The 24,777-nt window shown below is 62.8% G+C and carries 20 protein-coding genes; 13 read left to right on the forward strand and 7 right to left on the reverse strand.

All coding sequences use genetic code 11. The annotated features are described in order from the left end of the window. Positions 1–53: 53 nt before the first annotated feature. The 6 genes from BLU35_RS21800 to BLU35_RS21830 all read left to right on the forward strand — a co-directional run bounded on the left by BLU35_RS21800 (position 54) and on the right by BLU35_RS21830 (position 7,899). Complete coding sequence (locus BLU35_RS21800) at positions 54–1,418, forward strand: glutamine synthetase family protein (protein ID WP_093234439.1); 1,365 nt, start codon at positions 54–56, stop codon at positions 1,416–1,418. 83 nt (positions 1,419–1,501) lie between these two features. Continuing rightward, entirely contained in the window at positions 1,502–2,887 is a 1,386-nt protein-coding gene (locus BLU35_RS21805; RefSeq protein WP_093234440.1) for an aldehyde dehydrogenase family protein, read from the forward strand. Beyond that, positions 2,884–4,029 (forward strand): iron-containing alcohol dehydrogenase, encoded by a 1,146-nt coding sequence (locus BLU35_RS21810; RefSeq protein WP_093234441.1) that lies wholly within the window; start codon positions 2,884–2,886, stop codon positions 4,027–4,029. The genes BLU35_RS21805 and BLU35_RS21810 overlap by 4 nt, the downstream gene beginning before the upstream one ends. Before the next feature lie 239 nt (positions 4,030–4,268). Beyond that, positions 4,269–5,015: an AAA family ATPase gene (locus tag BLU35_RS21815; protein WP_093234442.1), complete on the forward strand. Its 747-nt coding sequence runs from the start codon at positions 4,269–4,271 to the stop codon at positions 5,013–5,015. A gap of 188 nt (positions 5,016–5,203) precedes the next feature. Further along, positions 5,204–5,923, forward strand: a complete 720-nt coding sequence (locus BLU35_RS21820) for an AAA family ATPase (protein WP_058321854.1) — start codon at positions 5,204–5,206, stop codon at positions 5,921–5,923. A 455-nt stretch (positions 5,924–6,378) separates the two neighbouring features. After that, entirely contained in the window at positions 6,379–7,899 is a 1,521-nt protein-coding gene (locus BLU35_RS21830) for a globin-coupled sensor protein (protein WP_158539376.1), read from the forward strand. Positions 7,900–7,994: 95 nt separating this feature from the next. On the opposite strand, the gene BLU35_RS21835 is transcribed toward BLU35_RS21830, so the two are convergent. The 3 genes from BLU35_RS21835 to BLU35_RS21845 all read right to left on the reverse strand — a co-directional run bounded on the left by BLU35_RS21835 (position 7,995) and on the right by BLU35_RS21845 (position 12,028). After that, positions 7,995–8,525 (reverse strand): dihydrofolate reductase family protein, encoded by a 531-nt coding sequence (locus BLU35_RS21835; protein WP_093234444.1) that lies wholly within the window; start codon positions 8,523–8,525, stop codon positions 7,995–7,997. A 412-nt stretch (positions 8,526–8,937) separates the two neighbouring features. Beyond that, complete coding sequence (locus BLU35_RS21840) at positions 8,938–10,227, reverse strand: NAD(P)/FAD-dependent oxidoreductase (RefSeq protein WP_093234445.1); 1,290 nt, start codon at positions 10,225–10,227, stop codon at positions 8,938–8,940. 373 nt (positions 10,228–10,600) lie between these two features. Continuing rightward, a complete protein-coding gene (locus tag BLU35_RS21845; protein ID WP_057253407.1) occupies positions 10,601–12,028 on the reverse strand; it encodes a L,D-transpeptidase family protein in 1,428 nt (475 codons plus the stop codon). Positions 12,029–12,192: 164 nt separating this feature from the next. Between BLU35_RS21845 and BLU35_RS21850 the strand changes: the two genes are divergently transcribed. From BLU35_RS21850 to BLU35_RS21860, 3 genes are all read left to right on the forward strand, one after another. Further along, on the forward strand, positions 12,193–13,038 hold the full coding sequence (locus tag BLU35_RS21850) for a DUF4432 family protein (RefSeq protein ID WP_093234446.1): 846 nt from the start codon (positions 12,193–12,195) through the stop codon (positions 13,036–13,038). A gap of 90 nt (positions 13,039–13,128) precedes the next feature. Further along, positions 13,129–13,467 (forward strand): protein tyrosine phosphatase family protein, encoded by a 339-nt coding sequence (locus tag BLU35_RS21855; protein ID WP_057253408.1) that lies wholly within the window; start codon positions 13,129–13,131, stop codon positions 13,465–13,467. A gap of 65 nt (positions 13,468–13,532) precedes the next feature. Next, entirely contained in the window at positions 13,533–13,886 is a 354-nt protein-coding gene (locus BLU35_RS21860; protein WP_093234447.1) for a cupin domain-containing protein, read from the forward strand. A 57-nt stretch (positions 13,887–13,943) separates the two neighbouring features. Here the strand turns inward: BLU35_RS21860 and BLU35_RS21865 are convergent, their stop codons facing one another. The 3 genes from BLU35_RS21865 to BLU35_RS21875 are packed head-to-tail and all read right to left on the reverse strand — an operon-like array spanning position 13,944 to position 17,536. Next, positions 13,944–15,590, reverse strand: coding sequence for a thiamine pyrophosphate-binding protein (locus BLU35_RS21865; RefSeq protein ID WP_058326765.1), 1,647 nt, complete (start codon positions 15,588–15,590; stop codon positions 13,944–13,946). A gap of 45 nt (positions 15,591–15,635) precedes the next feature. Continuing rightward, positions 15,636–16,589 (reverse strand): DMT family transporter, encoded by a 954-nt coding sequence (locus BLU35_RS21870; protein WP_057253414.1) that lies wholly within the window; start codon positions 16,587–16,589, stop codon positions 15,636–15,638. 11 nt (positions 16,590–16,600) lie between these two features. Further along, entirely contained in the window at positions 16,601–17,536 is a 936-nt protein-coding gene (locus tag BLU35_RS21875) for an alpha/beta fold hydrolase (protein WP_093234458.1), read from the reverse strand. 184 nt (positions 17,537–17,720) lie between these two features. On the opposite strand from BLU35_RS21875, the gene BLU35_RS21880 reads away from it, so the two are divergent. The 4 genes from BLU35_RS21880 (at position 17,721) to metF (ending at position 22,522) form a co-directional block, all read left to right on the forward strand. Then, on the forward strand, positions 17,721–18,503 hold the full coding sequence (locus BLU35_RS21880) for a ribonuclease T2 (protein ID WP_286161580.1): 783 nt from the start codon (positions 17,721–17,723) through the stop codon (positions 18,501–18,503). A 167-nt stretch (positions 18,504–18,670) separates the two neighbouring features. Then, entirely contained in the window at positions 18,671–20,320 is a 1,650-nt protein-coding gene (gene ettA, locus BLU35_RS21885; RefSeq protein WP_057253423.1) for an energy-dependent translational throttle protein EttA, read from the forward strand. Positions 20,321–20,549: 229 nt separating this feature from the next. After that, a complete protein-coding gene (locus BLU35_RS21890; RefSeq protein ID WP_093234459.1) occupies positions 20,550–21,569 on the forward strand; it encodes an ArsR/SmtB family transcription factor in 1,020 nt (339 codons plus the stop codon). A 2-nt stretch (positions 21,570–21,571) separates the two neighbouring features. Then, the gene (gene metF / locus BLU35_RS21895; RefSeq protein ID WP_093234449.1) at positions 21,572–22,522 is read left to right on the forward strand and encodes a methylenetetrahydrofolate reductase [NAD(P)H]; all 951 of its coding nucleotides are present in this window, start codon (positions 21,572–21,574) and stop codon (positions 22,520–22,522) included. Between the two features lie 525 nt (positions 22,523–23,047). Here the strand turns inward: metF and BLU35_RS21900 are convergent. After that, a complete protein-coding gene (locus tag BLU35_RS21900) occupies positions 23,048–23,986 on the reverse strand; it encodes a DMT family transporter (protein WP_058321864.1) in 939 nt (312 codons plus the stop codon). Positions 23,987–24,777: the final 791 nt, after the last annotated feature.

Here is a 24,777-nt window from a genome sequence, read left to right on the forward strand (position 1 = left end):
AAATATCGTGACCCAAGGGAACGGCCGCGTGACCAAACATGGGATGGAAGTTGATGAGCTATACGTTTGATGAGTTGAAGGAAGACGTCGCCGCCGGGCGCATCGATACGGTTCTCGCCTGCCAGGTCGACATGCAGGGCCGGCTGATGGGCAAGCGCTTCCACGCGCAGTTCTTCGTCGACGGCGCCTGGAAGGAAACGCATAGCTGCAACTATCTGCTTGCGACCGACATGGAGATGGAGACCGTTCCCGGCTACAAGGCGACGAGCTGGGAGAAGGGCTACGGCGACTATACGATGAAGCCGGACCTTTCGACACTTCGCCGCATTCCCTGGCTCGAAGGCACGGCGCTCGTGCTTTGCGACATGCTCGACCATCACACCCACGAGGAAGTGCCGCACTCGCCGCGCGCGATCCTGAAGAAGCAGGTGGCGCGGCTCGAGAAGATGGGGCTCAAAGCCTACATGGCGAGCGAGCTCGAATTCTTCCTGTTCGACCAGTCCTACGACGATGCCCGCCAATCCGGCTATCGCGACCTGCAACTCGTCAGCGGCTACAACGAGGACTACCACATCTTCCAGACCACCAAGGAAGAAGATGTGATGCGGGCGATCCGCAACGGCCTGCAGGGCGCCGGCATCCCGGTCGAAAATTCCAAGGGCGAGGCGTCGGCCGGGCAGGAAGAGATCAACGTGCGTTATGCCGACGCGCTGACGATGGCCGACCGGCACGCGATCATCAAGAATGGCTGCAAGGAGATCGCCTGGTCGCGCGGCAAGGCCATCACCTTCCTCGCCAAGTGGAATTATTCGGCCGCCGGCTCCTCCTCGCATATCCACCAGTCGCTCTGGAGTGCCGACGGCAAGACCTCGAAATTCTTCGACGAGAGCGGCAAATACGGCATGTCGGAGATGATGCGCCACTATGTGGCGGGGCTGCTCACCCATGCGAGCGAGATCACCTATTTCCTTGCGCCCTACATCAACTCCTACAAGCGCTTCATGGCCGGCACCTTCGCGCCGACCAAGGCGGTCTGGAGCAAGGATAACCGCACCGCCGGCTATCGCCTTTGCGGCGAGGACACCAAGGCGATCCGCATCGAATGCCGCGTCGGCGGCTCCGATCTCAATCCCTATCTCGCCTTCGCGGCTTTGATCGCCGCCGGCATTTCCGGTATCGAAAACAAGATGGAACTGGAAGCGCCCTTCGTCGGCGACGCCTATGGCGGCAAGGACGTGCGCGAGATCCCGCGCACGCTCAGAGACGCGACGGCGGCGCTTAGCGAATCCAAGATGCTGCGCGACGCCTTTGGTGATGAGGTCATCGAGCACTACGCGCGGGCCGGGCACTGGGAACAGGAAGAATATGACCGCCGCGTCACCGATTGGGAGGTCGCACGCGGTTTCGAACGGGCCTGATCCTGGTCCCTATCTCTCACACGGTGGCCGATCCTGGCAGGGTCGGCCACCGCATCATTCGCAATGAAAGCAGGAAAACGATCATGAGCATGATCAAGTGCATTTCGCCCGTGAACGGCGAAGTCTACGCGGAACGCCCGGCGATGCCGCTGGAGCTGGCAAAACAGGTGGTTTCCCGCGCCCGCCAGGCGCAGAAGGCCTGGGCGCGCCGTCCGCTCGACGAGCGCGTCAACCTGGTGCTATCAGGTGTCGCCCGCCTCAATGAAATGGTCGACGAGGTGGTGCCGGAGCTTGCCTGGCAGATGGGCCGGCCGGTGCGCTACGGCGGCGAGTTCAAAGGCTTCAACGAGCGCTCGAACTATGTCGCGACGATCGCCGCCGATGCGCTGAAGCCGCTGGTGATCGAGGAAAGCGACCGCTTCGAGCGCCGCATCGCGCGCGAGCCGCATGGCGTCGTCTTCGTCGTCGCGCCGTGGAATTATCCTTACATGACCGCGATCAACACGGTGGCGCCGGCGCTGATGGCCGGTAACACCGTCATCATAAAGCATGCGAGCCAGACGATCCTCGTCGGCGAGCGCATGGTGCGCGCCTTCGTCGAAGCCGGCGTTCCCGCCGACGTCTTCCAGAACATCTTCCTCGACCACGAAACGACCGCAGCACTGATCGCTGCCAAGAGCTTCGACTTCGTCAACTTCACCGGCTCTGTCGAAGGCGGGCGGTCGATCGAGCGCGCGGCTGCCGGCACCTTCACCGGTCTCGGTCTCGAACTCGGCGGCAAGGATCCGGGCTACGTCATGGAAGACGCGGATCTCGACGCGGCCGTCGACACGCTGATGGACGGCGCCACCTACAATTCCGGCCAGTGCTGCTGCGGCATCGAGCGCATTTACGTGCATGAAAAGCTCTATGACGCCTTCGTCGAGAAGTCGGTCGCCTGGGTTTCCAACTATAAGCTCGGCAACCCGCTCGATCCGGAAACGACGCTCGGGCCGATGGCGAACAAGCGCTTCGCCGCGACCGTGCGCGAGCAGATCGCCGATGCGGTCTCCAAGGGCGCCAAGGCGCTGATCGATCCGAAACTGTTCCCGCAGGACGATGACGGCGCCTATCTCGCGCCACAGATCCTCGTCAATGTCGATCACTCCATGGCCTTCATGCGCGAAGAGACCTTTGGTCCGGCCGTCGGCATCATGAAGGTGAAGAGCGACAGCCAGGCGATCGAGCTGATGAACGACAGCCAGTACGGGCTCACCGCATCGCTCTGGACCAGGGATGCCGAGCGCGCCGCGCGCATCGGCGCCGATATCGAGACCGGCACGGTGTTCATGAACCGCGCCGACTATCTCGACCCGGCGCTTTGCTGGACCGGCGTCAAGGAAACGGGCCGTGGCGGCTCGCTCTCGGTCATCGGCTTCCAGAACCTCACCCGTCCGAAATCCTATCATCTGAAGAAAGTCACCGCATGACGATCACCGCCAACTGGAGCTATCCGACGTCAATCAAGTTCGGTGCCGGCCGGATCAAGGAGCTTGCCGACCATTGCAAGGCGGCGGGCATGAAGAAACCGCTGCTGATCACCGACCGGGGCCTCGCGCCGATGGCGATCACCCAGAACGCGCTCGATATCCTGAGCGCCGCCGGTCTCGGCCGGGCGATCTTCGCCGATGTCGATCCGAACCCGAACGATGTCAATCTCGAAGCCGGCGTCAAGGCCTTCAAGGACGGCGGTCATGACGGCGTCGTCGCCTTTGGCGGCGGCTCAGGCCTCGATCTCGGCAAGTGCGTCGCCTTCATGGCCGGGCAGAGCCGCCCGGTCTGGGATTTCGAGGACATCGGCGATTGGTGGACGCGCGCAAGCGTCGAGGGCATCGCGCCGATCGTCGCCGTGCCGACGACGGCCGGCACCGGCTCGGAAGTCGGACGCGCCAGCGTCATCACCAATTCCGCAAGCCACGTGAAGAAGGTGATCTTCCATCCGAAGTTCCTGCCGGCAGTGACGATCTGCGACCCGGAACTGACGGTCGGCATGCCGAAGGTGATCACCGCCGGCACCGGCATGGACGCCTTCGCCCATTGCCTGGAAGCCTACTCCTCGCCGTTCTACCACCCGATGTCGGCGGGCATCGCGCTCGAAGGCATGCGCCTGGTGAAAGAGTACTTGCCGCGCGCCTACAAGGACGGCGCCGACATCGAGGCCCGCGCCAACATGATGAGTGCCGCTGCCATGGGTGCCGTCGCCTTCCAGAAGGGCCTCGGCGCGATCCATTCGCTGTCGCACCCGGTCGGCGCGATCTACAACACCCATCACGGCATGACCAATGCGGTGGTGATGCCGCCGGTGCTGCGCTTCAACCGCCCGGCAATCGAAGAGAAGATCGTGCGTGCCGCCGCCTATCTCGGCATTGCCGGCGGCTTCGATGGTTTTTACGACTACGTGCTGAAGCTGCGCGAGGAACTCGGCGTACCGGATAAGCTGTCGGCACTCGGCGTAGGTACCGACCGCATCGACGAAATGTCGGAGATGGCGATCGTCGACCCAACGGCCGGCGGCAACCCGGTCGAACTGACGTTGGATGCCGCGAAGAAACTCTTCCGCGAGTGCATCTGACATAGTGTTGCTGGCGCCTCGCCCGGGTGAGGCGCCAGATCTCCCTTAGTTTAGAGGGGTCGAAAATACCACTTGCCATTGCAGCTGATTTGTCACCTAATTGTCACGGAACTGTCACGATTTGGTTCCCTGGAAGCGCGTCCTTTACAGTTCGTTTACCGCGATCTGAAACGCTTCCATTAGAGTGTGCGTATGTTTCGGCCGGAACCAGAGGGCCGTGGGTGAGTTAGGGTCGAGCAATGGCGATTGTGTCCCTCGCGAATGCGAAGGGGGGAGCTGGCAAGACGACGGCAGCGTTGCTGCTCGCCTGCGAATACGCCCGGAACGGCGACAGGGTCGCGGTTCTCGATTGCGACCAGCTCGCCTGCATGACCGACTGGTTTAGGCACGGTCAAAGCGACAGCAATCTCTCCGTCATCTCCGGTGTCACTACGACCACCCTCAGCGACCACCTCAGGCGGCTGCGCGGTCGCGTCGAGCATGTGGTCATCGACCTCTCGGGAGCGGCCGACGTGCTGGTCGCCCTTGCGATAGGGCTTTCCGACCTGACGCTGATCCCGGTTCAGGGCTGCGTCATGGATGCGCGCGGTGCCACGCAGGTGCTCGAACTGATCCGCTATATCGAGAACAATGCGCGCGCCAATATCAACCATGCGGTGCTGTTGACACGGGTCAACGCCATCGTGACGACGCGGGCGATGCGCAAGGTCAAGCTGATGCTGGCCGAATGCAAGATCCGCCTCGTCGATACGCCGCTGGTAGAACGCACGGCTTTTCGCGAACTGTTCGAGCAGGGCGATACGCTCTATTCGCTCGATGCTGCCAGGGTCAGTAATCTGGCAAAGGCCCAGGCCAATGCCCGCGCCTTTGCCGATGATGTGCTGAGGCTGCTCAACCCGGCCGGAGAAACGATGCGGCACGGTCCGTTCTCATCGATGTGCTACCGCTCGGAGCGGGCGGCGGACCCGGTCGCACTGCCAGCCTGAGGGCCGGAACCTCTGCTGTTTTGATCTTCATTGCGGCGTGCCGCCGGTCTTCCGGCCGCGTGACTGTCAGGTTTCACGTTCGTGCGTTACCAATTCGTTAACCATGTTCTGAAAGGTTTCGTTAAGAAGCGAACCACCGGCCATGGCCGTCGGGTTCAGCGCGGAACACGCACAGAATGAGGAATATCATGGCGGTCATCACTTTCGCCAATGCAAAGGGCGGCGCGGGCAAGACGACGGCAGCGCTGATCCTGTCGACCGAGCTGGCAAGGCAAGGACATCGTGTCGTGGTTCTCGATGCCGATCCGCAGCGCTGGATCACAAGCTGGGCCGAAGCTTCCGGCCACATCGCCAATCTCACGGTCATCTCGCATATCACGCCCGGCTCGCTCGAATGTCATATCCGCGAGATGAAGGACGAGGCTGATTACATCGTCATCGATCTCGCGGGCGCGAAAGACCAAATTGTCGCACTGGCGCTGGCCATTTCCGATCAGGTGCTGATCCCGGTGCAGGGATGCGCCATGGATGCGCGCGGCGCGGCGCAGATTCTCGAACTCATCCGCCAGATCGAGGACCGGTCCAAGCAACGCATCAACCATTCGGTCGTGCTGACCCGCGTCAATTCGCTCGTCACCACGCGCGCGCTGCAGACGATCAAAGCCATGCTCGCCGAACGCGGCGTCTCGGTGCTCGACACGCCGATCGTCGAGCGCGCCGCCTATCGCGAGATTTTCGACTGCGGCGGCACGCTGCAGACGATGGATCCGGCCCGTGTCAGCAACCTCGACAAGGCGCGCGAAAACGCCTTCGCATTGGCAAAAGAAGTGCAGGCGCTGTTGCCGGTCAAGGCGCGCCGTTCCTGGGCCGCACGCATGCCGTCCTGGGCGTCGCGCAACGCCGCCTGATCTTTTCCTCGAATTGTTCCCTTTCAACCGGAATTGACGTTCGTCAGTTCCGGTTGAATCCTGTTTCAGCCTTCGCGAAATAGCTGTCGTCCGTAAGGCTTCTTTTACCCTGTGCTTCTAACAGTGGCCAAGGACACAGCTTGCCCCGCGATATCAGCAATCGGGCAATCGGCCGCCATGACTGCGGCGATGATCTCAGACGCCTACAGCGCCGCGCGTCTTATCAGACGCGCAAAGGTCGCTGTAGCACTTTGAAGTGCTGCATGTTTTTGTCCTTTAATCGAATACGATTAAAGGACAAAAACATGCAGTGCGCCGTCGATCCTGTCTCCATGATCCACAACAGCGCCGCGCCCAACCAAAGGCGCAGAGGTCGTTGTATCACTTCGAACTGCTGCGTGTTTTCGTCCCCAAATCGAAAAAACATGCAGTAGAGCATGCAGGGAAGTTCGCGCATGAAAACGGAACACACCGCTGCCGGCACGCAGGATGTTGCCGGTCGTCTGAATTTCATGGCGCTCGACGATGCCGCCAGAACGAGCCTCAAGGCGCTGAAGCCGATCCTCGAGAAGGAGCTCAAGCCGGCGCTCGACAAGTTCTACGGCAAGGTGAAGGCGACGCCCGAGACGAAACGGTTCTTTTCGTCCGACAGCCATATTGATCGTGCCAAGGGCGCGCAGGTCGGCCACTGGGCAAACATCGCCGACGCCAACTTCAATGAAGACTACAGCGCCAAGGTCCGCACCATCGGCCAGGTCCACGCGCGCATCGGCCTCGAGCCGCGCTGGTACATCGGCGGCTATGCGCTGATCGCCGAACATCTGATTACCGAAATCGTCAAGGCGTACTGGCCGAAGGCCGGTCTGTTTTCGCGCCAGACCACCTCGGCCGAAGACATGGGCGCGATGCTATCGAGCCTCGTCAAGGGCGTCTTCCTCGATATGGATCTGTCGATCTCCGTCTACATGGATGCGTCCGATGTCACCAAGCAGCGCGCCGTCCAGGAAGAAGTGCTGGCGGCCGAGCGCGCGCTGATCAGCAAGACATTCGGCGCCGCCTTGAAGAAGATCGCCGACGGCGATCTGACAGCGCGCATCGGCGCCGATCTGCCGGTCGCCTATCAGGAGCTTGGCGAAAACTTCAACCACGCGATCGGCGAACTCTCTCGTGCCATCGGCGGCATCGAGGCCGGCGCCAGCCAGATCCATACGAGTGCCAAGGAAATCGCCGCGGCCGCCGACGATCTGGCCAAGCGCACGGAGCGGCAGGCCGCCAATCTCGAGGAGACGGCGGCAGCCGTCGAGCAGGTGACGCGCACCGTCAAGCAGACGGCCGAAGGCGCCAACCAGGCGAACTCGACCGTCATTGCCGCGCGCGCCAATGCCGAACAGAGCGGCGAGATCGTCAGCCACGCGATCGAGGTGATGCAGGAGATCCAGACGTCGTCGGCCAGCATCGCCCGGATCGTCGACGTGATCGACGAGATCGCCTTCCAGACCAACCTCCTGGCGCTGAACGCCGGCATCGAGGCGGCGCGCGCCGGCGAGGCGGGCAGGGGCTTTGCTGTTGTCGCGTCCGAAGTCCGTGCGCTTGCACAGCGCTGTGCCGACGCTGCCAAGGATATCCAGGGGCTGATCGCCAAGTCGCGCGGCCAGGTGGACGACGGGGTGAACTCGGTCAACCAGGTGGCCCAGTCGCTGCAGCAGATCGTGGCGCAGGTGGTCGAAGTCAGCTCCGTCTTCGGCGCGATCCGCGCCAGCACCGCCGAACAGGCGACGGGCCTGCAGGAGGTCAACACCGCCATCACCCAGATGGACCAGATCACCCAGCAGAATGCCGCCATGGTCGAGCAGGCCAACGCCGCAAGCCAGGCGCTGACGGGCGAGGCCGAGCACATCGCCATGCGCCTGCGCGCCTTCCGGACCTCTGGGCAGGTACAGGTCAGTGCTGGTTCGGGTTACCGCGCGGCGGCGTGATCGTGCATTCCGTCTTGAAAGACGACGCCTCGGGTCAGGCATGATCCGGGGCGTTTATTTGTAGGACTGGGCGGCCTGCGTTTTCGCCAGCGAGATCAAGCAGGAACGTAGGTCAACCTCACCACATCCTCGCCAATCGGATCGTGAGCTACGAGACGGAGCGGCGGTCGGGGGCCGGCGAAATAGGGATTGCCGCGACCGAGCACGACCGGGTGCAGGTAGATCCGGTACTCGTCGATCAGGCCAAGCTCGGTGAGGCTGTGCGCGAGGACCGGGCCAGCCACCTCGATCTCGCCGTCGTGCTCGGCCTTCAGCTTGCGCACCGCGGCCGCTAGATCACCGTCGACGAGCCGGGCATTGGGGCCCACAGAGGTCAGGGAGCGCGAGGCGACCCATTTCGGCTGCTTCCGCCACGCCGTCGCGAAGGCCCGTTCGTCTTCATCCCATTCAGGATGCTCGTCGTCCCAGTAGCGCATGATCTCGTAAATACCGCGACCGTATAGACTGCCCGTCTGCTGTTCGGCCTCCTTGATGAAGTGGCGGAAGAGCGTGGGGCTCGGCGCAAACTCCATGTGGTCGACGTAGCCGTCCAGCGACTGGTTCATTCCGAACACGAGCTTAGCCATGGCCGCTTCCTTCCCTACATGGAATATCGCACGGATCTGATTGTGAATTGCAATCGGTGTAGGATAGGTCGACTGCTTTTGTAACGCAATCGGTTTTTGGTGAATACTTGAACACCCGCGTTCGGGCTGTCCGATCAATCTTTCTCTCGAAAGGCCGGGGGTCGCTGGAGCTTGATCGTCATCTCGCGATCCGATGTGCCTCGTGGCCGTAACTTCCGCGAGTTGTTGACCCGGCCAGAGGTGCGGATAGCCGCACACATTCTGGTCGGCCGGCCGGTGGTCTGAAGAAGGCCGGTGTGCCGGGACCGACCCAGAATGGTCGCGGAGCTTTCCTTCAGGACGACAGAGAAGGATAGTTGCCTGCGCGGTGGCGGACCGGCATGACCGGTCCAGCGTGTCTGCCGAGTAGCACTCAAAACCGCCGGTCGATGAAATGCTTGGCCTGGGCGCCGGCGTGGTAGAAGGCCGACTTCACGGTGCGCCAGGTGTCTGGGGTTACCGGTGTTTCCGCAAGCGGGATCGCCGAGGTCTCGCCGGTGACGTGGTTCGCCAGAGCCCGGCCGAAGACGGTGCCCGGCGCAATGCCGCGGCCGTTGTAGCCGCTGACGGAAACCACGTTGGGGGCGAGCGTGTGCATGGCCGGTAGGTTGTTGGTGGTCATGCCGATGCGGCCGTCCCACCAGTATTCAAAGCGGAAGTCGCCGATGAAGGGGAAGAGCTTGCGCAGCGAGCGGGCGGCAAACGCACGATGCGTGCCTTCGGCGATCGCGTCGAGCCGGCCGATCGAGCCAAAGATCAGCCGGTCCTGCTGGTCCATGCGGAACGACGTCATGACGAGGCCGGTGTCCCAGGTGCCCTGGCGCTCCGGCAGGATACGGCTTGCAACCGCATCGGGCAGCGGATTGGTGGCGAATTGGAAATAGGGCAGGATCGTCAGTTCCTGCGTATGCGCCTGCCACGGGCTTTCGGCGAAGAGGCCGCCATAGGCGTTGGTAGCAAGGATCACCTGCTTGGCGCGGATGACGCTGTTGCCGGCTTTCAGCACCCAGGTCTCGCCCTGGCGTTCGGCGCCTGTCAGTGGCGTGTCGGTGTAGATCTCGGCACCGGCAGCAAGGGCTGCGCGTGCCAGGCCGCGGGCATAGGCGAGCGGCTGGATGGTGCCGGCGCGGCGATCGAGCAGGGCGCCGGAAAAGCCTTCGGCGCCGGTGAGCGCATGCGCCCGCTCGGCCGAAAGTGCCTCGACCGGGGCGCCGCGCTTCTGCCATTGCGCTTCGCGGTCTTTGATTTCCGTGACACCGTCGCTACCGACGGCCATGTGCAGCGTGCCGTTGCGCACCGCCTCGCAGGCGATGCCGTATTTTTCGACCAGGGCATAGACCATCGACGGGCCGTCACCGAGTTCGGTGAGCAGGCGGTTGCCGGCGGCCGGGCCGAGGGTCGAGATGAGATCGTCGGGCTTGACCCACATGCCGGCATTGACGAGGCCAACATTGCGGCCGGAGCCGCCGAAGCCGATCATCTTCGCCTCGATCACCGTCGCCTTCACGCCCTTTTCGGCGAGGTGCAGGGCTGCCGATAGGCCGGTGAAGCCGCCGCCGATGATCGCGACATCGGTCGTCAGGTCGCGGGTGAGCGGCCTGGTTTCGGGCGCGGCCGGTGCTGTCGCATGCCAGAGGTTGGGCAGGGTGCGCTCCGTCGCCATCGCGGCAATCCTTCAAGTGCTGCCGGACGTCCGGCTATAGGTCAGGGTTCTCTCGGTGATAGCCGATTGCGGGGAAAATTCTCATGACAATGTTTCATGAAGTCATGATGCAAGGCCGGCCGGAGGCATCGGGGCGCTGCGCGGTGGGGCGATGGAGAAAAACCGCAGCTGGGTCGTCGGCAGCTGCGGTCTTGTAAATGTATACGTCTGAAAAATCTTTGCCGAAACGTCGTCAAGCTTCGGCGATACATCTTTAAAAACGTGCCTGTCGTGGATGGTCAATCAGGCAATGCCATCTTCTATGCCGTTTGGCCGAAGTCACTCACCCAATTGGGGGAAATGGTGCAAAAAAGCTTTCGGCAACGCAATGGCGTCAATCGACGAATTCGACGGTCACGCCGGGGCTGACCATCTTGGCGAGCTCGGTCGCATCCCAATTGGTCAGGCGCACGCAGCCGTGGCTCTGGGTCTTGCCGATCTTGGAGGGTTCCGGCGTGCCGTGAATGCCGTAGGTCGGCTTCGAGAGCGCGATCCAGACGGTGCCGACCGGGCCGTTCGGGCCGGGCTGCAACGTGAGGATCTTGTCGTTGTTGCCCTGCCTGAAGTTGATCTTCGGGTTGTAGGTGTAGCCCGGATTGAGCGCGATGCGCTCGACATTGACGGTGCCCGAAGGCGATGGCGTGTCGGACGAGCCGATCGTTGCCGGATAGGCGGCGATCAGCTTGCCGGTGTCGTCATAGGCGAGCACCTGCTTGCGCGCCTTGTCGGCGAGGATGCGGGCGACCTTGCCGGCCTTGTTCGCACCCGGATTGATCACCTTGATGATGGTGCCCGGGATGGTGAAGTCGACGCCCGGGTTCAGCTCGCGCAGATAGGCTTCGTCCATGTGGAACTTTTCGCCGAGCATTTCCGTCGTCGAGGTGAAGGACATATGCGGCAGCATCGCCTTGTGCGCGTAGTCCTCCGGGATCGACGCGACATAGGGGCCGGCAGCGTCGGCCGCCGTGATCGTATAGCTGGTGATCGGCATGCCGCCGCTCATGCGCAGCCGCTCGAGGATGTCCTCGGTATTGTTGGGGTCGAGCGTCTCGCCGGTCGACTGCTGCCAGGCCTCGATCGCCTTGGTCACGTTCGAGCCCATCTTGCCGTCGATCACGCCGGGCGAAAAACCTTCTCGGTCGAGGAAGACCTGCAGGGCGGTGATCTCGGCGCGCGACTTGCTCTTGACCGTCATTGCCGGCGGCATCGACTGGCGCATGGGCTGGGTGTCGTTCGGATCGATCGCGGCCTCTTCAGTGCCGTCGATCAGGCCCGGAAGGCTGTTCGGCAGCTCGTTGCCATCGGTGGATGGCGGTACCACGTCACGATAGTCGGGGATGGAGCCGGTGACTTCGCCAGGCTCGGAATAGCCGTAGCCGCGCTCGGTGTCGCGGTTGCGGCGGTTCGAATAGATGTCGACGTCGCCCTCGCGGCGATAGCCGCCATAGCCATCCTGGCGGCCGCGATTGGGCACGACGGTCGCCACCACATTGCCCCAGCTATCGATCAGCAGCGTGCGCCCGCGGCTGTCGCGCATGGTCTGCACCTCATCGGCGCGCGGCACGTAGTCGAGAATTTCGCCATCGGGCGTGACCAGCATGACGTCGTCGCCATAGCGATTTCTGCCGCGATAATCCTGCGCGAAAGCGGCCGTCAAATCCACGGCGAGAAAGCCGGCTGCGGCGAGAAGCGAGAGGCCGATGCGGGTCGCTGACGTCACGTGAGAACCTGTTTTCATTGTAGCGAATGTGGCGCGGTACATTTGGATTTCGACGTTAATGTGAAAAAAATGAATTCATCATGAACAAGCGGTTAAATTCTATCTAGGCGGAGCAGACTTCGGCTTCAACCAATGAAATGTGGCTCTCCTCAGATATCATCGCTTTGTGATTGCAGTGATTCTACGGCCGATTTGAGGAAGAGGACATGCTGAGAACGCTCGAAGAACCTGCGGACGGCCCAGAGAATCATGTGCTGTTCGAGCGTCTTTCCGCGCTCGACATCGCCGCCTTCGTCGTCGATGGCGTCGACCTGTCGCCGGGTGCCGCGATCCCCTCCGATGGCGATATCAGGATCGACCGGGCGCTTGCCGGCTTTCTCTTCACCTGCGGCCCCGACCATATCCGCCATCCTGAGCCGATCGAGGGCGGAGCGGGAGGGGCGCACTACCCGCTGCATGGGTCGCTTGCCGGGACTGCGGTCAGCCACACGCAGATGGCGAGCGATGGAGCCGAGTGCACGGCGACGATCGAGGTGGCGCTCGCCGATGGAGGGCAGGCCCGGATCGAGCGGCGGTGGCGGATCGATCCCGGGCGGCACGAAGTCGTGCTCGAGGATCGCGTCGTCAACGTGGGGACCTCGGCCTTTCCGCCGATGATGATGTATCACGTCAACATCGCCGGCAGGCTGCTCGGGCCGGTCACCCGTATCTTCAGCGCTTCGCTTGCAGGCGGGGAGAGCGCCTGGCGCTTCGGCAATGGCGAGAGCGCGCATTTTTGCCTGCCAGCGGCCATCGGTTCCGACGGCTGGTCGGACGTCACGCTTGTGGGCCTTGCCGGACTCGGTGGGCGCAATCTCCAGGTGCGGTTCCGCATCGACACGCTGCCCTTCCTACAGATGTGGCGCTGTCAGCGCGGCGAGGCGGATGTGATCAGCATCGAGCCGGTGTCGCACCGCATCGCCAAGCGTCCGGAGCTGGCGGCGGCCGGAGAGTTGATCCCGCTCCTGCCGGGTGAGGCGCGGAGCTATGCGATTGCCTTTGCCGTCGTCTGATCTGGCATCTGGAACACGCGGCTTTTGAATTGACGCGGGGAAGGGCTGCGCCTACATCAGAGGCCACCACATTTCCTGAGGAAGACGACCATGGACATCCGCCAGATCAACGACGAATACTCGGTCTCCGGCCAGATCACCGTCGAGGATCTCGACCAGATCAAGGCGCTCGGCTTCAAGTCCATCGTCTGCCACCGCCCGGATTTCGAGGCGCCGGATCAGCCGACCTTCGATTCGATCGCTGCCCGCGCCGAAGAGCTCGGCATCGAAACCAAGCACATCCCCGTCGGCCCGATGGGCGTGACGGCAGACGCGGTAACGAGCATGGTCGACGCGCTCGACGAGTTCCAGCGCCCGATGCTCGGCTATTGCCGCTCCGGCGCGCGCTCGACGGCCGTCTACCAGCAGACCCAGCATATCCGCGGCTGAGCCAGGCTCCAGTTCTATAGACCGCGCTCGGCCGCGTTCGTGTGATCGAGCGACGGAGGACCGGCATGGCCGAAGCGCATCTGATTTCGCGTGAGCAATGGGCGGATGAGCCCGAGGTCTGGAAAGGCGAATTCGAGGGCGGCGCCTTTGGCGCCGGACTCTCGGTGATCTTCGTTTCCACGGACGAGATCGGCTACGGGCCGAAGCTGCACCGCCATCCCTGTCCGGAAACCTTCATCGTGCGCGTCGGCCGCGCCCGCTTTACCGTCGGCAATCGCACGATCGACGCCGAAGCCGGCCAGATCGTCGTCGCACCCGCCAACGTGCCGCACAAGTTCGAGAACCTCGGGCCGGGGCGGCTGGAGACCACCGACCTGCATGCGGCCGGCGCGTTTTCGACGGAGTGGCTGGAAGAATAGGCGACAATCGCTTGCGACCGCCGCAGTTCGCAGCGGTCGCCATCACTTCCCAATCGATCAGCCGTTCCTGATATCCGTCAACGTGCGCGTCGGCGTGATCGCTTCGGGATCGAGCTTGATCTCGATGATCGACGGCTTGCCGCTGGCGCGCGCCCTGAGGAACGCGTCGGCAAACTCTTCCGTCTTCTCGACCGTTTCGCCGTGGCCGCCATAGGCGCGGGCGAGCGCCGCAAAATCCGGATTGGTGAGGTCGGTGGCGCTGACGCGGCCGGGATATTCACGCTCCTGGTGCATGCGGATCGTGCCGTAGATGCCGTTGTTCACGACGACGGTGATGATCGGCAGGCGGTAGCGCACGGCGGTCACGAATTCCTGTCCATGCATCAGGAAACAGCCGTCGCCGGCAAAGCAGATGACCTCGCGATCCGGATGCAGCTGCTTGGCGGCAACGGCCGCCGGCAGGCCGTAACCCATGGAGCCCGAGGCGGGAGCGGCCTGCGTCGCAAAGCGTCGGAAGCGGTGGAAGCGATGTACCCAGGTGGCATAGTTGCCGGCGCCATTGGTGAAGATCGTATCCTGAGGCACGTTTGCCTCGATCCAGTTCATGATCGGCCCCATCTGCACCGCACCCGGTCCGGTTTCCGGCGGGGTCGACCATTTGAGATAGGCCGCGTGCATGATTTCCGTGCGCTCGGACCAGACGGGTTCGCCTGCGGGGGCAAGGCCTTCGAGGGCGGCGACGAAGTCGCTCGGGCTTGCGGCGATCGCCAGCTCCGGCCGGTAGACGCGGCCGAGCTCGGAACTATCGGGATACACATGCACCAGCGTCTGGCGCGGGTAGGGGCTATCCATCAGCGTGTAGCCGGAGGACGGCATTTCCGAGAAGCGGCCGCCGAGAAGCAGCACGAGATCGGCCTCCTTGATCTCCTTGGCGAGTGCCGGGTTGATGCCGATGCCGACATCGCCGGCATACATCGGGTGCAGGTGATCGAAGAGCATCTGGCGGCGGAAGGAGCAGCCGACGGGCAGCTTCCAGCGCTCGGCGAAGCGCTGGAAATCCGCCACGCTTTCCGCGGTCCAGCGGGTGCCGCCGATAATGGCGATCGGCCGCTTGGCGGCGGCAAGCATTTCGCCGAGCCGCTTTACCTGCGCCGGGCCCGGATGGCCTTCGACCGGCTGGTAGGCCTTGGCGGCCGGCGCCTCGGTGCTGCGGGTCAGCATGTCTTCGGGCAGCGTCAGCACGACGGGGCCGGGGCGGCCGGACGTGGCGACGGCGAAGGCGCGGGTGACGAATTCCGGAATGCGGGCGGGATCGTCGATCTCGCCCACCCATTTGGCCACTTCGGTGAAGGCGCGGCGGTACTCGATCTCCTGGAAGGCTTCTCGCTCGCGCGCCTCGCTCTGCACCTGGCCGATGAAGAGGATCATCGGAATCGAGTCCTGCCGTGCGACATGGAGACCCGCCGAAGCGTTGGTCGCGCCGGGGCCGCGGGTCACCATGCAGATGCCGGGCTCACCGGTCAGCCGGCCCCAGGCATCCGCCATCATTGCGGCGCCGCCTTCCTGACGGCAGACGAGCACGTCGATGTCGGTGTCGTAAAGCGCGTCCAGCACGGCCAGGTAGCTTTCCCCCGGCACGCAAGCGATGCGTTTCACACCATTGGCGACGAGTGCGTCGACGACGAGCTGGCCTCCAGTTTTCATGATCTTCCTCCCGATGGTCTTTCTTTTGTAGTCTGATTGTTGTTGTCAGATGGCTGGCGACACCGGAGCGACGCTCGTGTCCTTGTGTATGCGGCGCTCGCGCCAGATGATGTAGAGGCCGGAGCCGATGATGATGGCGATGCCGAGCCACTTCAGTGCATCAGGCAGATCGCCGAAGACGAGCCAGCCGAAGATCGTCGCCGAGACGATTTCCAGATATTGCAGCGGCGCCAGCACTGAAGCCGGGGCCGCACGATAGGCGTAGACGCCGAGCACGCCGGAGATGGTGGCGGTGACGCCGACGCCGAGCAGATAGTACCAGGTGTAGCCCTGCGGCCAGACCGGATCGAAAATGCCGGAACCCGTGCCTTCGCCAAAATAAAGCAGCACGAGGCAGAAGAGCCCGCCCCAGATGCCAGCATGAAATTGCATCGACCACGGGTCCTCGTTCTGCGCGACCATGCGGGTGACGAGCAGGAACACGGCAAGGCCGAAGGCGGCGACAACGGGCAGAAGCGCGATCCAGCCGACCTCCTGCATGCTCGGCTGGATGACGAGCAGCGCGCCGAAGAAGCCGACGCCGCAGGCGGTGTAACGCCGCCAGCCGATGGTCTCTTTCAGGAAGATGCTGCCGAGGATCGTCAGGATGATCGGCTCGACGAAGAAGATCGCAATTGCGTCGGCAACCTCCATCACCTTCAGCGTGGTGATGAAGGAGAGCATCGTCACGACCAGGAGGCCGCCGCGCAACGCATGGAGCCCGGTCTTGCGCCAGGTGAGATCAAAGAGGCTGCCGCGGAAGAGCACGATCGGCAGGATGAAGACGACCTGAAGCAGGAACCGGACGGCGGTGATTTCGGCCGAGGGGACGGTCGCGATCGCCAGCTTGGCGAAGATGTCGATCAGCGGCGACAGGAGCACCGAGATCACCATCAGCGTCAGCCCGAAGGAGATGCGGTTGTGGTCCGTGGCGATCTTTTGAAGAGACATGTCGGCCATGATATTTCCGGTCAGCGCCTGCCTGCGATGGCGCCCAAGCACCAGGCGGCGAAGTCCGCCGTCGCCTGTTCCCGGCCGAGTTCGTTGAGGGTCTCGTGGCGCATGCCGTCATAAACGGTGACGGTGACGTTGGTCAGACCGGCCGCTTTCATCTTGGCGCCGAGCCAGCGAATGGCATTGCCCATCTCGGTTGACGGGTCGGCGCTGCCGCCGACGAGATGAATGGGCAGGTCCTTGCGGAGCCGTGCCAACCGGTCGGGCCGGGCGCCGCCGAAGGATAGGCGGAAAAGGTCGAGCCAGAGCGAGACGGTCGCGTCGAAGCCGCAGAGCGGGTCGGCCGCGTATTTCGCGACCTCGGCATCGTCGCGCGAGAGCCAGTCGAGGTCGGTCTTGCGATCCTTGATCGCGCCGCCCCACATGCCGAAGGTGAGCTTGGTCAGGAGCGGGCTCGGCACATCCGAACCCTTCAGCGCCTTCTCGATTTTCAGGATCATCTGGCCGCCGCGGCCGGCGAGGCCGGGACGGAAATTGGAGTTCCAGACGGCGAGCGCATCATAGAGGCCGCGATCAGCCTCGGCTGCGTTCAGCGCAATCAGCCCGCCCATGGAATGGCCGAAGAGGATGACGGGAAGACCCGGATGGGCGGCGGTCGCGATTTCGCGCACAGCCCGGATATCGGCAAAAATCTTGTCGAGGCCGTCGCGGCTCGAGAACATGCCGAGCGGGGCGTCTGGCGCGCGCGTCTCGCCATGGCCGCGATGGTCGTGGGCATAGACCTGGAAGCCATGCGCGGCCATCGCTTCGGCAAAGCGGGCGTAGCGGCCGGAATGTTCGGCAAGGCCGTGGCTGATGAGGAGGATGCCGCGCGCATGAGCGGTCGCGGGGAAATGGCGCCAGCTCAAGGTGGCTCCGGTCGGGCTCTGATGTGTCTTCACCTGCCCGAACACGATTTCCCCCGGCAACAACGACAGACATTTCGATATCAAATCGATTTGCAAGGCAAAGGCAATCACCGCTTGTTGCTCGTTGCGCATGAGGTCACAAGCGAATGTGCGCTCATCTTAATTAAGAGTTGCAATTTTCCCGTTTTGAGCGATATTCGTTCCTGTTTTGTTTCCGCAGGAGGATATCATGGTTAGTTTCTGTAAGGCGATATCGGGTCCGATGGCAGGACTGCTGGCGGCGTTGGCGCTGTTCCTTGCGCCAGCCGCCTTTGCTGCCGGCGAGGAAATGTCGGATCAAGGGGGTTCCGAAGGCACGACCAGCCGCACGGAATATGTGCTGGCGGTGAGCTGGCAGCCGGGCTTCTGCGAAACGCGGCCGCAACGCAAGGAATGCGAAAGCCAGACCGCAGAGCGTTTCGACGCCATCAATCTCTCGCTGCATGGCCTCTGGCCCCTGCGCAAAAGCTATTGCGGGGTAACGGCCGAGGTGCGTGCGCAGGATCGCAAGGGCAGCTGGCTTGAACTGCCGAAACTCGCAATGGCAGACGACACGGCGGCGCGGCTGCTGATCGCCATGCCCGGCGTGCAATCCGGCCTCGACCGGCACCAGTGGCTGCGCAGCGGCACCTGCCAGAGCGGCTCGGTCGACGACTATTTCTCGGCGCAGCTGCGCATGCTGGAGGAGCTCAACCGCTCGGCGGTCGGCGCGCTCTTTCGCCAGCGCATCGGCTCCGAACTCGACGAGGCGACGATCAAGCAGGCCTTCGACCAGAGTTTTGGCACTGGCGCCGGCGACCGGGTGCGCATGCGCTGCCAGACGGTTCAGGGGCGCAGCATCATCACCGGGTTGACGATCGGGCTGACCGGCGACGTCATGAAGGCGTCCAGCCTTGCACCGCTGATCCAGGCGGCGGGACCGACCGAATTCAAATGCGCCAAGGGTATTGCCGATACGGCCGGGCGAAGCTGACCGGCTTCGCGGGCACTGTTCTTCGGCAGCGAAAGCGCTGGAGGCGCAGGGTTGCCGCATGGGATAGGTGGGGGGACAAGCCGGGGCGAATGCCTTTGCTCATTGCCCCCTTCCTATAATTCGCCTACATAGCGGGCAAATTTCCTTTCCCTGCGGAGCATTCCCTTATGGCACGTCAGTTCATCTATCATATGGCCGGACTTAATAAGTCCTACGGCGCGAAGAAGGTTCTCGAGAACGTTCATCTGTCGTTCTACCCGGACGCCAAGATCGGTATCCTCGGCCCGAACGGCGCCGGTAAGTCGACGGTTCTGCGCATCATGGCCGGCCTCGACAAGGAATTCACCGGCGAAGCCTGGGTAGCCGAGGGTGCCACCGTCGGCTATCTGCCGCAGGAGCCGCAGCTCGATCCGACGAAGACGGTGCTTGAGAACGCGATGGAAGGCGTTGCCAAGAAGACCGCGATCGTCGAGCGCTACAACGAACTGATGATGAACTATTCCGACGAGACGGCGGAAGAGGGCGCGAAGCTCCAGGACATCATCGACAGCCAGAACCTCTGGGATCTCGAAAGCCAGGTCGAGATGGCCATGGAAGCGCTGCGCTGCCCGCCGGGTGATGCCGACGTCACCAGCCTTTCCGGCGGTGAAAAGCGCCGTGTCGCGCTCTGCAAGCTGCTGCTCTCGCAGCCGGACCTCCTGCTGCTCGACGAACCGACCAACCACCTTGACGCCGAGACCATCGCCTGGCTCGAAAAGCACCTGCGCGAATATCCGGGCGCCGTGCTGATGATCACCCACGACCGCTACTTCCTCGACAACGTCACCGGCTGGATCCTCGAGCTCGACCGTGGCCGCAGCATTCCCTACGAAGGCAACTACTCGGCCTATCTCGTCGCCAAGGCCAAGCGCATGCAGCAGGAGGGCCGTGAAGAGGCCTCCCGCCAGAAGGCGATTGCCCGCGAACAGGAGTGGATCGCATCGAGCCCCAAGGCCCGCCAAGCCAAGTCCAAGGCACGTATCCGCTCCTATGACGAACTGGTCAACGCGGCGGAAAACCAGCGTCCGGGCGACGCGCAGATCATCATCCCGGTCGGCGAACGTCTCGGCCAGGTGGTCATCGAGATGGAGGGCGTTACCAAGGGCTACGGCGATCGCCTGCTGATCGACGGCCTGTCGCTGAAGCTGCCGCCGGGCGGCATCGTCGGCATCATCGGCGCGAACGGCGCCGGTAAGACGACGCTTTTCCGCATGATCACAGGCCAGGAGCAGGTCGATAGCGGCTCGATCCGCATCGGCGACACTGTGCATCTCGGTTATGTCGACCAGAGCCGCGATGCGCTCGACGGCAACAAGACCGTGTGGGAAGAAATCTCCGGCGGTGCCGAAGTCATCAAGCTCGGCAAGTACGAGATGAACTCGCGCGCCTATTGCTCGACCTTCAACTTCAAGGGCGGCGACCAGCAGCAGAAGGTCGGCAACCTCTCAGGTGGTCAGCGCAACCGCGTTCACCTCGCCAAGATGCTGAAGGCCGGCGGCAACGTGCTGCTGCTCGACGAACCGACCAACGACCTCGACACCGAGACGCTCGCAGCACTCGAAGTCGCGCTGGAAAACTTCGCCGGCTGCGCCGTTATCATCAGCCACGACCGCATGTTCCTCGACCGCCTGGCAACGCACATCCTCGCCTTTGAAGGCGACAGCCAGGTCGAATGGTTCGAAGGCAACTTCGAAGACTACGAGAAGGACAAGATCCGCCGCCTCGGCCCGGACTCGGTCAACCCGAAGCGCGTCACCTACAAGCGCCTGACGCGCTGATCAGAGCCAAGGCGCCGCATTTCCTTGCGGCGCCCAGCGCACCGCGGCAGCGCCGCGAACGCTGGAACTGAAAGTCTATTGTACGGGAACGGGCGAAGCGCAGGCTCCGCCCGTTTTCCTTTGCATGCCCTGTTCCGCAAGCGTCATTGTTCGGCCTTTCCGCGCAAATCCGCTTGCACCGACCTCGCAAATCACATAAACATATCTTTATGTGTTGATGGGGATCGCGATGGCTGTTCAGAAAGAACTGGGTCTGGATGCGCTGGTGGACGTGCTGAAGGCGGCAGGAGAGCCGACCCGCATGCGTCTCGTCGCCTTGCTTGCCGCCGGCGACCTCACCGTTACCGATCTTACCGAAATTCTCGGGCAATCGCAGCCGCGTATTTCGCGGCACCTGAAGCTGCTTGCCGAAGTCGAACTCATTGATCGTTATCAGGAAGGCGCCTGGGCCTATTTCCGTCTCAGGCAGGATGGCGCCCGCGTCGGGCTCGTGCGGGCCATGCTGGCGTCGGCGTCTGCTGACGACGCGGTGCTTTCGCGCGATGCGGCGCGGCTGACCACGCTGAAGAAGGCGAGGGCCGAGAAGGCGCAGGCCTATTTCAGCCGCAACGCTTCTGGCTGGGACGAGCTTCGCCGCCTGCATGTCAGCGAGCGCGACGTCGAGGCGAAGCTGCGCGAGATGGTCGGCGACGAACCGGTCGAGAGCCTGCTCGATCTCGGAACCGGCACCGGGCGCATCCTGCAGCTCTTCGAAGGGCTCTACCGTCGCGGCGTCGGCGTCGATGCCAGCCGCGACATGCTGGCCGTTGCGCGCTCCAATCTCGAACGCGCCGGCATCACCAAGGCGTCGATCCGGCATGGCGATATCTTCAACCTGCCGCTCGACGGGCACGCCTTCGATCTCGTCACCATTCACCAGGTGCTGCATTTCCTCGACGAGCCGGAGGCGGCGATTGCGGAAGCTGCACGCATGCTGATGCCGGGCGGTCGTCTTGTCATCATCGACTTTGCGCCGCACGGGCTCGAGCATCTGCGCGACGAACACGCCCATGCGCGCCTTGGCTTCTCGCATCAGGTAATCTCCGATTGGCTCGCCAAGGCCGGCCTGGTGCTCGAAAAGACCACGGACCTTTCGCCGGAAGGGGCCGAGGAAGAAAAGCTGACGGTGACGATCTGGCTGGCGCGCGACCGGCGCGCCGTGAATGAGAATGAAACGCCGCGGCCGCGCGTCCATGCAGGGGGAGTTTGAGAATGACGGCACAGACGCTTTATCCGGCCGAGCGTGGCAATCTGAGGCTCTCCTTCGAGTACTTCCCCCCCAAGACCGACGAAATGGAAGTGCAACTCTTCCAGACGGCGGGAGATCTTTCCATCTTCGGTCCTGCCTTCGTGACGGTTACCTACGGCGCAGGCGGCTCGACCAAGACGCGCTCGCTGACGACCGTGCGGCGGATGGTCGAGGAGAAGGGCTTTGCCAATACGGCCGCGCACCTGACCTGCGTCGGCGCACCGAAGGCGGAAGTCGATGCGGTCATCGATGAGTACATCGATTATGGCGTCCGCCATTTCGTGGCGCTGCGCGGCGACCCGCAGGGCGGCATCGGCAGCGCCTATCAGCCGCATCCGGACGGCTATGCGAGCAGCACCGACCTGGTGCGGGCGATCCGCGCGCGGGGCGACGATATCGAGATTTCCGTCTCCTCCTATCCGGAGAAGCATCCGGAGAGCCCTGACGTGGCCGCCGATATCGACATGCTGAAGCGCAAGGTCGATGCCGGAGCCAACCGGGCACTGACCCAGTTCTTTTTCGACAACAACGATTTCGAGCGCTATCTCGAACGGGTGCGCCGCGCCGGTATCAACATTCCGATCGTGCCGGGCATCCTGCCGATCAACAATCTGGCGCAGGTGCAGAAGTTTGCCGGCCTCTGTGGCGCGAGCGTGCCGGAGGCGATCGTCACCCGGCTCGTGCATCTGGAAGACCAGCCGGTCGAGCGTTTCAAGGAGGCGACCCATATCGCTGCCGAGCAGATCGTCGATCTCGCCCGACGCGGTGTTCGCGACTTCCACCTCTACACAATGAACCGTTCGCCGCTGGTGACCGCGGTCCTGGATCTCGTCGGTTTCGAGCAGGTGGCGCTCGAGGCGAACGATGCTCTCGACGAAGCGCCACGGGCGAGGGCGGCGGGCGCCGCCGCCTGAACCCAGGATCCGAACCCGATTTCCCGGGCGGAAATACCATCAAAAAGAAAGCGCCTGAAGATCGATCTTCAGGCGCTTTCTTGTTTGTCGCAGCGATTAGACCCTTTGCTCTCTTGGCGGTCTAGTTTGCTTGGTGCTGCAAAATGGATTTCCGGAAATTTAAGTCCCTATTCGGTTTGGACTCTCAGCAGCCGCTCATCAGATGAAGAGCATCGTGGCCACGAATACGAACGCTGCACTGATCATGAGGACATTCAGCGAATGTGTAAGGCCCATGGATGACCCTCCCTGCGTTAACGCGTTAAAACATAGGGCGAAATCACGATGTGTTAAAGCGAAACTTGTGCTGCAGTGCGAAATCCGTGAGGGGGAGCGGCCTTATTCACAGGGCTATAATATTGAGATATTTATCTTTTTCGGGCTGCCACATTTTTTTCACAATCGCTTCCGCAAGGTTAATATAAACGTTTGTAACCGTGCGTGAGCGCTTCAGAAGGGCACGAATTCGGCGGTTCGATTCCCCGTTCAGACGGCACGTTTGAGCCGCAGAATGCGGCCGTCGAGCACGGCGAGCCCAAGGGCGATCAGCGCCATTCCGCCGACATCGGCCGGCTGCAGGGTTTCGCCGAGGAAGAGATAGCCGAGCAGGATCGCGCTTGGCGGTACCAGCAGGGTGACGAGCGAAGCGTTGGTGGCGCCGGCCTCCGCCATGATCCGGAAAAAGAGAATGTATCCATAGGCGGTCGAGACGAGCGCGAGGCCGAGGATGGCAAGCGTTGCTTCCATTGGCGGCATCGGCAAGGTCCAGGGCGCATCCGTGAAGGCCGCAACGGGCAGCATCATCAGCGTCGAAGCGGTGAGCTGGCCGGCGGCCGTCACCGGCGGTGCAAGATTTCGGAAGCGCTTGCCGTAGGTTGCCGCAAGGCCATAGCTGACGGCGGCCAGCACCGGAAGGACGAGCGCCCAGAGCGGAACGCCGCTCGTCGTACCGAACAGGCCGGCAACCGCACTCGGCCCGATCAGCACCACGGTACCGGCAAGGCCGAGCAGGCAGCCGGCGATCTTGGCAGAACTCAGCTTCTCGTCCTCGGTCGCCATGTTGGCGATAATGACGGTCCAGACCGGCGTCGTGGCGTTGAGGATCGCCGCCAGGCCGGCGCCGATCTGGGTCTGGCCGAGGAAAATGAAGGCGTGCGGAATGGCGTTGTTGATCAGTCCCATCAGCGCAAATTCACGCCAGCGTCCGGAAAGTGCCTGATACATGCCGAAGCGGCCGCGGATATAGAGATGCAGCGCAAGTGCCGCCAGGCCCAGACGCAGCACCACCAGCGTGAATGGCGGCACATGGGCAACGGCCACGCGGGCGAAGAAGAAGGACCCGCCCCAGATGAGACCGAGCAGGGCGAGCAGCGCCCAGGTTCTGACGCTCATCTGATGGCCGTCGACTGTGGCTCGCGCATTCATGGGTGTGCCTGTCCGTGCTGATTGCATCGTCCGTCAGCCTCGCCCAGGCGGAGAATCGTGATCGTGGCGCAAAAGCTGCGCCCGACATTCCCGGACCGGTTGCGATCTGACGATTATTTCATAGCCCGGCGCCTTCGCCGGGACCACCCGGTTCTTGTCGTATTCGTGAGCAAGGGGGCGTTCGGGCATGGGCGGTCCCATCTGCGGTCGTGGCGCCTGGACCGCAGATACAAGAAACCCCGGAGATCGGTTCCGATCCCCGGGGTGATGCATCCTGCGCACGAGCCACATCGGTGGCCCGAGGTTCACCTAAAGCGCGTCGCGATTTTTCAGATTTGCTCCGTGCGCTTTAAGTTCTTGATATTTCGCATGTCGTTGTCGCAAAATCGCTGCGCACTTTTGCGCGACAGGCTTTAGAGCATTTCACTGTTTCATTGAAACGGCGAATTGCTCCAACTGTTTGAAATTGCGCAATTCCGGACGGAAAACCGTTTCACACTTTTCCTGGAATTGCTTGTCTTATGACATTGGCTGCCGAACAGGTCAGAAAGGAACCGCTGCGGGAGGGTCGCCGCCCTCCCGCAGCGGCGAGGGTCGGATCGTTGGAATTGCGGACCTTTTGATGGGTCGAGCTAGAGTCGGATCGCCCTCGTCTTTCCCTTGAGGCCTGAACGGATACCCGGAGTTCGGCTCCGGATGACAAGCACAGGACAAGCGAAAGATGATGAACGATAGCATCGGGGTCGACATCTCGAAAGACCATCTCGACGTCCACAGGCTGAGCGACGGTG

It is taken from the genome of Sinorhizobium sp. NFACC03, assembly GCF_900103435.1.
Taxonomy (GTDB): domain Bacteria; phylum Pseudomonadota; class Alphaproteobacteria; order Rhizobiales; family Rhizobiaceae; genus Ensifer.

Excerpts from the sequence above, each read along its gene's own strand:
- BLU35_RS21800 (WP_093234439.1), top strand. The coding sequence starts at position 54 with ATGAGCTATACGTTTGATGAGTTGAAGGAAGACGTCGCCGCCGGGCGC.
- BLU35_RS21805 (WP_093234440.1), top strand. The coding sequence starts at position 1,502 with ATGAGCATGATCAAGTGCATTTCGCCCGTGAACGGCGAAGTCTACGCG.
- BLU35_RS21810 (WP_093234441.1), top strand. The coding sequence starts at position 2,884 with ATGACGATCACCGCCAACTGGAGCTATCCGACGTCAATCAAGTTCGGT.
- BLU35_RS21815 (WP_093234442.1), top strand. The coding sequence starts at position 4,269 with ATGGCGATTGTGTCCCTCGCGAATGCGAAGGGGGGAGCTGGCAAGACG.
- BLU35_RS21820 (WP_058321854.1), top strand. The coding sequence starts at position 5,204 with ATGGCGGTCATCACTTTCGCCAATGCAAAGGGCGGCGCGGGCAAGACG.
- BLU35_RS21830 (WP_158539376.1), top strand. The coding sequence starts at position 6,379 with ATGAAAACGGAACACACCGCTGCCGGCACGCAGGATGTTGCCGGTCGT.
- BLU35_RS21835 (WP_093234444.1), bottom strand. The coding sequence starts at position 8,525 with ATGGCTAAGCTCGTGTTCGGAATGAACCAGTCGCTGGACGGCTACGTC.
- BLU35_RS21840 (WP_093234445.1), bottom strand. The coding sequence starts at position 10,227 with ATGGCGACGGAGCGCACCCTGCCCAACCTCTGGCATGCGACAGCACCG.
- BLU35_RS21845 (WP_057253407.1), bottom strand. The coding sequence starts at position 12,028 with ATGTACCGCGCCACATTCGCTACAATGAAAACAGGTTCTCACGTGACG.
- BLU35_RS21850 (WP_093234446.1), top strand. The coding sequence starts at position 12,193 with ATGCTGAGAACGCTCGAAGAACCTGCGGACGGCCCAGAGAATCATGTG.
- BLU35_RS21855 (WP_057253408.1), top strand. The coding sequence starts at position 13,129 with ATGGACATCCGCCAGATCAACGACGAATACTCGGTCTCCGGCCAGATC.
- BLU35_RS21860 (WP_093234447.1), top strand. The coding sequence starts at position 13,533 with ATGGCCGAAGCGCATCTGATTTCGCGTGAGCAATGGGCGGATGAGCCC.
- BLU35_RS21865 (WP_058326765.1), bottom strand. The coding sequence starts at position 15,590 with ATGAAAACTGGAGGCCAGCTCGTCGTCGACGCACTCGTCGCCAATGGT.
- BLU35_RS21870 (WP_057253414.1), bottom strand. The coding sequence starts at position 16,589 with ATGGCCGACATGTCTCTTCAAAAGATCGCCACGGACCACAACCGCATC.
- BLU35_RS21880 (WP_286161580.1), top strand. The coding sequence starts at position 17,721 with ATGGTTAGTTTCTGTAAGGCGATATCGGGTCCGATGGCAGGACTGCTG.
- ettA (WP_057253423.1), top strand. The coding sequence starts at position 18,671 with ATGGCACGTCAGTTCATCTATCATATGGCCGGACTTAATAAGTCCTAC.
- BLU35_RS21890 (WP_093234459.1), top strand. The coding sequence starts at position 20,550 with ATGGCTGTTCAGAAAGAACTGGGTCTGGATGCGCTGGTGGACGTGCTG.
- metF (WP_093234449.1), top strand. The coding sequence starts at position 21,572 with ATGACGGCACAGACGCTTTATCCGGCCGAGCGTGGCAATCTGAGGCTC.
- BLU35_RS21900 (WP_058321864.1), bottom strand. The coding sequence starts at position 23,986 with ATGAATGCGCGAGCCACAGTCGACGGCCATCAGATGAGCGTCAGAACC.